This window comes from Synechococcus sp. Lug-A, from assembly GCF_024345655.1.
Classification (GTDB): Bacteria; Cyanobacteriota; Cyanobacteriia; order PCC-6307; family Cyanobiaceae; genus MW101C3.
This window is the reverse complement of sequence record NZ_JAGQBN010000021.1, coordinates 46,037-52,715: the sequence shown is the minus strand read 5'-3', so window position 1 is coordinate 52,715 and position 6,679 is coordinate 46,037. Positions and strand designations below refer to the sequence as shown.

Below are 6,679 nucleotides of genomic sequence, written 5' to 3'. Positions count from 1 at the left end.
GGCCCCGCTCGCTGGCCGAAGCGCTGGAGCAGGTCGCGATGGGCGGCACCGCCCCCGCCGAGCCCCCGCCCCCCGCTCGGCCCCCGGCCGGCACCGGTGCCGGTGCAGCGAACGGCACCGGCACTGGCACCAACGCGGGTACCACCAGCGCCGACCAGACGACTGAGCGGCCCAGCTTCCGCGCCCTGCGCGCCCAGGAGGCGGAACGCCGCAAGGCGATCGCCGCCCTCACCGATCAACGCATCAGCGATGTGCAGGTGCGCGCCGGCCTGGCCTCCGAACGCCGCTTCGGCGTTCCAGGTGGCGGCAACGCCAATACCGATGACGGGGATAACACCAACAACGACTTCGGGCCCGCCAGGCCGCCCCAGGTGCGGCAGCTGGAGAGCAACCGCAACCCGAAACTGGTCGACGGCACCCTCACCCGGCTGCGCTTTCAAGCCGCCCGCGCCGTGCTCACCGCCGAAGGCTGGCGGGCCGATCGGGCCAGCTTCACCAACGATCCATTCACGCCCGCCCAGTCGTGGATGGATGCCGACGACGTGCTGGCCGTGCAGGACAAGAACGGCGACACGGTGATCACCTCCCGTCGCAACCGGCTGATCCTGGAAGATCGCCTGCCGATCAATGTCACCAGCCGCACCCGCATCCGCAAGGAGCAGGAGGTGCAGAACCGCTGGGTGCTGGGCGTCGACAACGAAGACCGCGACGGCTTCTACGTGGGCCGCCGCCTCAAGCCGATCGGCATCGGCCAGCGCGGCACCCTGCAACTCGAGCCCCAGTTCCTGCTGCAGCGGGCCTACGAGGGCACCACCAGCAGCTATCCACTGCCCGGACAATCCGCCGGAGCGGATCCTCAGTCGCAACCGAGCACCCTCGGCGATCTGTTCGGCCTTGAAGCGCGCCTGCAGGCGCCGCTGTTCGGCTTCGACGCCGACCTCAACCTCGACATCTCCACCTTCGAACCCGCCAACTTCGCCAACGGCACCCGGAGCTGGGGCGAACTGGTGCGCCCGCTCAAGTTGCCGCTGCTGGGCACTGTGAAGTCGCGCATCTTCGGCGCCTATCGCTTCCGCATCTGGAACGGAACGCTCGGCGAGCAGGACGTCTATTCCGCCTACGGCACCTCGATCGAACAGCGTGGCGAGCTGCCGCCTGTTGGCAACTTCAGCAACAGCTACTTCTGGCGTCTGGGTATTGGCAACTATCAGAGCAACGAGTTCTTCGAGAACGGCGGCGAATCGCAGAACTTTGCCCAGCTGTGGCGCGGGAATGCCTTCGGCGCCATCAACAGCTCCCTCACCCTCTGGCGAGGCAAGCCGTTGCCCTCCACCCCGGAAGGGGCACTGCGCTATTCGCCGGTGCCGATCGTGCCGGGGCTCACCTTCAACACCAACATCTCTGCCAGCCTGGCCTACTTCGGAGATGGCACCCGCCAGAACGTGTTCTCGCTCTCCGGCGGGCCCACGCTCACCCTGGGCCACTTCAGCAGGTCCTTCCTCGATTACACCCAGCTCACCATCACCGGTGGCATCAGCTTGCGTGATGGCCTCAGCCCGTTTGCCTTCGATGCCGCCGTGGATCTGGGCACCGTGGGCATCGGCCTCACCCAGCAGCTGGTGGGCCCCCTGGTGCTCAATGGCGGCATCGGCCTGAACGTGGATGCCAGCTCACCCAACTACGGCGAGATCACCGGTTCGTACGTGGAGCTGCGCTGGCAGCGCCGCTCCTACGCCTTCAGCGTCTACTACAGCCCCTATGAAGGGATCGGTGGCGTGCGCGTGCGGCTGAACGATTTCGGCTTCAAGGGCACCGGCGTGCCCTTCGTGCCGTATGAGCAGCGCATGCGCGGACAGACCGGCGATGGCCTGTTCTGAGCGAGCAGGCGCCCCTGCTGCTCAGAACCCGTTCAGGTAAGGCAGACGGGCAACAGTGGCCACCAGCGCGTCGTCGTTGGCGAGCAGCTGGCCGGTGGCGTCCCACTGGCCGGTGGTGAGCATCTGCCGCGGCCCGGGCGCCAGCTCAAGGGCCCACACCTGATCGCCGCAACGCAGCTCGGCGGCCTGCACATCCAGCAGGAAGGAGGCGGAAGGGTGGGCGCTGGCATGGGCCTGGATGGCCAGCATCTGCTCGTGGCCGCTGGTGAGACAAGGCAAACCGAGCGCCAGGCCATTGCCGTGGAAGATCTCAGCGAAGCTCTCGCCGATCACCGCCCGGATGCCCCAGCGCATCAGCGCCTGCGGCGCATGCTCCCGGCTCGACCCGCAGCCGAAGTTGCGGTTCACCAGCAGCAGCCGGGCACCGCTGTGCTCGGGGCGGTCGAAGGGATGGCTGCCGCCCAGCTCACTGCGGTCGTCAGCGAACACCTGTTCCCCCAGGCCTTCGAAGGTGACGCACTTGAGGAAGCGGGCCGGGATGATCCGGTCGGTGTCGATGTCGTCGCCGGCGAGCACCAACGCACGGCCTTCGACTCTGGGGATCGGGCCGATCGGGAAGCTGCTGGCGCTCACCGCATCGGTGAGGGGGGGCAGGGAAGGGGAAGCGATCACGGCGTCAGGCGGTGAGAGAAGGCTGGCGGGAGGCGGTGGTGGTGCTGGGGCCGGCTTCGGCGAGCAGTTCGCGCACATCGGTGACGTGGCCGCGGACGGCGGCGGCGGCCACCATCGCCGGGCTCATCAGCAGGGTGCGGCCACTGGCGGACCCCTGCCGGCCCTTGAAGTTGCGGTTGCTGGAACTGGCGCTGATCTGGCGCCCTTCCAGGCGGTCGGGGTTCATCGCCAGGCACATTGAGCAGCCGGGTTCGCGCCACTCGAACCCAGCCGCGCGGAACAGCTGGTCGAGGCCTTCAGCTTCGGCGGCGCGGGCCACCTGCTCGGAACCCGGCACCACGAACGCCCGGATGCCATCGGCCACGTGGCGGCCACGGGCCACCAGGGCGGCGGCACGCAGGTCGCTGAGCCGGCCGTTGGTGCAGCTGCCGATGAAGCAGACATCCACCGGCAGACCGGCGATCGCTGCGCCGGGGCTGAGGTTCATGTAGCGGTAGGCCTCCTCGGCGATGGGCCGCTCCTGTGGATCGAGCTGCTCAGGGGTGGGCACCGCTTCATCCACGCCGATGCCCTGGGCCGGGGTGATGCCCCAGGTGACCGTGGGCGACAGCGTGGAGGCATCGAAGCGCACCTCATCGTCGTAGCTGGCGTCGGCATCGCTGGCCAGGCTCGACCACCAGGCCACCGCCCGCTCCCAGGCAGCGCCAGAGGGGGCCATCGGCCGCCCCTCCAGGTAGGCGAAGGTGGTGGCATCGGGATTGACGTAGCCGCAGCGGGCGCCGCCCTCGATCGCCATGTTGCAGAGGGTCATGCGCTCCTCCATCGACAGAGCCGCCACGGCGGGGCCGGCGAACTCATAGGCATGACCGACGCCTCCCTTGACCCCCAGCACCCGGATCACGTGCAGGATCAGATCCTTGGCATAAACGCCGGAGGGAAGGGCTCCATCCACCCAGATGCGGCGCACCCGCAGCTTGTTCAACGCCAGGCTCTGGGTGGCGAGCACGTCGCGCACCTGGCTGGTGCCGATGCCGAAGGCGATCGCCCCGAAGGCGCCGTGGGTGGAGGTGTGGGAATCGCCGCAGGCCACGGTCATGCCGGGCTGGGTGAGGCCAAGCTCAGGGGCGATCACGTGCACGATTCCCTGCCGGCCGCTGCCGATCCCGTGCAGGGGAATGCCGTGGGCGGCGCAGTTGCGCTCCAGATTCACCAGCATCTCCTCGGCCAGGGGATCGGCGAAGGGGCGGGCCTGGGAGGTGGTGGGCACGATGTGGTCCACCGTGGCGACGGTGCGCTCCGGGTGGCGCACCCCCAGGCCGAGATCCCTCAGGGCGGCGAACGCCTGCGGGCTGGTGACCTCATGGATCAGATGAAGGCCGATGAACAACTGGGTGGAGCCACCCGGCAGTTCCGCCACGCGGTGGAGATCCCACACTTTGTCGTAGAGGGTGCCGGCGCTCACCGTTTGTCCCCAGGGGTCTGACGACACCCTAAAACCGAGCCGTGCGGGCGGTCGGAATCAGGCGGGCGCGATGAGCTGCAGCCGCAGGCGGTTGAGCGCCTCCCCGGCGGTGACGGCCTGGATCCAGGCGCGGCCCCGGGAGCTGCCGAAACGCACCGCCTCACTGCGGCTGCCCTGCGGGCCCGCCAGGCCGATGTGCACCAGGCCCACCGGCTTCTCGTCGCTGCCACCGCCCGGGCCGGCGATGCCGGTCACCGACACCGCCCAGGTGGCGCCGGTGCTGCGGCGCACCCCTTCCGCCATGGCCAGGGCCACCGGATCGCTCACCGCGCCATGGCGCTCAAGGGCGGCGGCGGTCACCCCGAGCAGCTGCTCCTTGATCGTGTTGGCGTAAGCGATCACCCCACCGAGGAACACGTCGGAGGCGCCGGGCACGGCCGCCAGAGCAGCGCCGATGCCGCCGCCGGTGCAGCTCTCCGCCACCGCCAGGGTTTCCCCGCGGGCCCGCAGCAACGCCAGCACCACAGAAGCCAGCGATTCCTCGTCGGCGCCGAAGCAGAGAGTGCCGGTGCGGGCGCGCAGCTCCGCCTCCAGCGGCGCGAGCAACGCCGCCGCCTCGGCGGTGCTGGCGGCCCGGGCCGTGAGGCGCAGCTTCACCTCACCGGTGCCGGCATAGGGGGCCACAGTCGGGTTCTCGAGGGCCAGCAGGTCGGCCACCTGCTCGGCCAGTGTGGATTCGCCGATGCCCCAGAAACGCAGCAGCCGGCTCTGGAAACAGGCCCCCGCCAACCCCTGCTCCCGCAGCCAGGGCACGGCGCTCTGCTGCCACATCGGCCTCAGTTCGCTCGGCACCCCCGGGAAGGTGAGCACGGTGAAACCCGGCTGGATGTGGCCGTCTGGCAGGGAGGTGGCCGGCGGACTCCAGAGCATCCCCGGCGCGGTGCCGGTGGGGTTCGGCACCACGCGGGCGCCCTCGGGCAGCAGCGCCTGGCGGCGGTTGCTGGCGGCCAGCGGCCGACCCCGGCCGGCCAGCTTGGCCTGGATGTCTTCCCACACCTGCGGCACCTCCACCAGCGGCGTGCCGAAAGCGGCGGCGATCGCCTCGGTGGTGAGGTCGTCGGGGGTGGGGCCGAGGCCACCGGTGCAGATCAGCAGACGGCTGCGGGCCGCGGCCTCCCTCACCACCTCGATCAGCCGCTCGCGGTTGTCCCCCACCACGGTCTGGCGGAAATGCGGAAGGCCGAGGGCAGCGAACTCTTCGGCCAGCCAGCGGGCGTTGCTGTTGAGGATGTTGCCGAGCAGCAGCTCGGTGCCGATGCAGAGCACCTCGGCCGCGGCCCTGTCACCTTCGCCCATCTGCGCACCGCCCACTGGCTGAGAGCTCATCGGTTCAGCATCATCCCGGCCAACCCAGGCTGGCGGCGCCGGCGCTCAGCTGGGTCGGTTGCCGCCGCCGTCGCAGGGGGGAGCGGGCAGCTGGGTCGCGAGGTGGCTGCGCGACCCCATCACGGCGCCGATCAGGATGGCGGTGGCGATCGCCAGCCAGAGGAAGCGCATCTCCACGTTGGCGGCCACCAGCGCCAGGGTGGCCAGCCATTGGGTGAAGGCATAGATCAGCAGCACCGTGCGGCGATGGCTGAAGCCGGCCCGCAGCAAGCGGTGGTGCAGGTGGCGCCGGTCGGGATAGAAGGGGGAATGGCCCTCGCTGAGCCGGCCCATGATCACCGCCGACATGTCCGCCAGGGGCAGCGACAGGATCAGCAGCGGAAACAGCAGGCTCACGGTGGTGAGCCCCTTGGCCGGCCCCACGATGCTGATCGCCGCCAGAGCGAAGCCGAGGAAGTAGGAGCCGCCATCGCCCATGAAGATGCGGGCGGGGTTGAAGTTGTGGCGCAGAAAACCGAAGCAGGCCCCCGCCAGCGCGGCGGCCAGCAGCCCGGCGGCGCTCTGCTGCAGGCTGAAACTCACCGACAGCAGACCGATCGCGGCAATGCCGCCCACGCCCGCGGCCAGCCCGTCGAGGCCGTCGATCCAGTTGATCGCATTGGTGATGCCCACCAGCCAGATCAGCGTGGCCAGCAGGCTCAGCGCATCGGGAAGCACGAGGCTCGCCGGCGGCTGGCCGAACAGGCCGAACGGCAGATCGATCGCGCCGATGCGCACGCCCTGGCTCCAGACCACCATGGCCACGGCCACCTGACCCGCCAGCCGGGGCAGGGGCGGCAGGGCGAACAGGTCGTCTGCCAGGCCGATCACGAAGAAACAGAGCGAGCCCGCCAGCGTCGTCCAGATCAGCTGGTCTTTCGCGGGCGAGAGGGTGCCGAAGCCCCCCAGCGCCCAGATGCAGGTGAGCGCCAGCGAGAACCCGAGCACCATGCCCACCCCGCCCAGCCGCACCATCGGGATGCTGTGCTGCTTGCGTGAATCGGGCGGGTCGAACAGACCCAGCCGCAACCCGAGCCGTCGCACCAGCGGCACCACCAACGCCGTAAGCAGGGACGCGACACCGAAGGTGACGAAGGCCGCGATGACCGGGTTGCGGAGAAGACTCACGACTGCGAAAGGCTTCTCAGCTGAAGGCTCAGGGCGTGGCTGGGGGGATGGAACGCCGACAGCGCACAGGCCAAGGCGGGATGGTTCATCACAGGGTGAGCCATGGGCCTGGTTG

The 6,679-nt window shown here is 69.7% G+C and carries 5 protein-coding genes; 1 reads left to right on the top strand and 4 read right to left on the bottom strand.

The window, feature by feature from the left end:
• Nucleotides 1–1,877 (top strand): DUF3769 domain-containing protein (locus tag KBY86_RS13810; protein WP_255141542.1); only part of this gene is annotated, 1,877 nt, incomplete at its 5' end.
• Nucleotides 1,878–1,898: 21 nt separating this feature from the next.
• On the opposite strand, the gene KBY86_RS13805 is transcribed toward KBY86_RS13810, so the two are convergent.
• From KBY86_RS13805 to KBY86_RS13790, 4 genes are read right to left on the bottom strand one after another with little or no spacing between them, the layout of a single operon-like run.
• Nucleotides 1,899–2,549 carry a 3-isopropylmalate dehydratase small subunit 2 gene (locus tag KBY86_RS13805; protein WP_255100631.1) on the bottom strand — a complete coding sequence of 217 codons (651 nt, stop codon included), beginning with the start codon at nucleotides 2,547–2,549 and terminating at the stop codon, nucleotides 1,899–1,901.
• Nucleotides 2,550–2,553: 4 nt separating this feature from the next.
• Nucleotides 2,554–4,011, bottom strand: coding sequence for a 3-isopropylmalate dehydratase large subunit (gene leuC / locus KBY86_RS13800; protein ID WP_255141549.1), 1,458 nt, complete (start codon nucleotides 4,009–4,011; stop codon nucleotides 2,554–2,556).
• A 57-nt stretch (nucleotides 4,012–4,068) separates the two neighbouring features.
• Nucleotides 4,069–5,397, bottom strand: coding sequence for a competence/damage-inducible protein A (locus KBY86_RS13795; protein WP_255141541.1), 1,329 nt, complete (start codon nucleotides 5,395–5,397; stop codon nucleotides 4,069–4,071).
• Between the two features lie 45 nt (nucleotides 5,398–5,442).
• A complete protein-coding gene (locus KBY86_RS13790) occupies nucleotides 5,443–6,564 on the bottom strand; it encodes an MraY family glycosyltransferase (protein ID WP_255100628.1) in 1,122 nt (373 codons plus the stop codon).
• Nucleotides 6,565–6,679: the final 115 nt, after the last annotated feature.

Excerpts from the sequence above, each read along its gene's own strand:
- KBY86_RS13795 (WP_255141541.1), bottom strand. The coding sequence starts at position 5,397 with ATGAGCTCTCAGCCAGTGGGCGGTGCGCAGATGGGCGAAGGTGACAGG.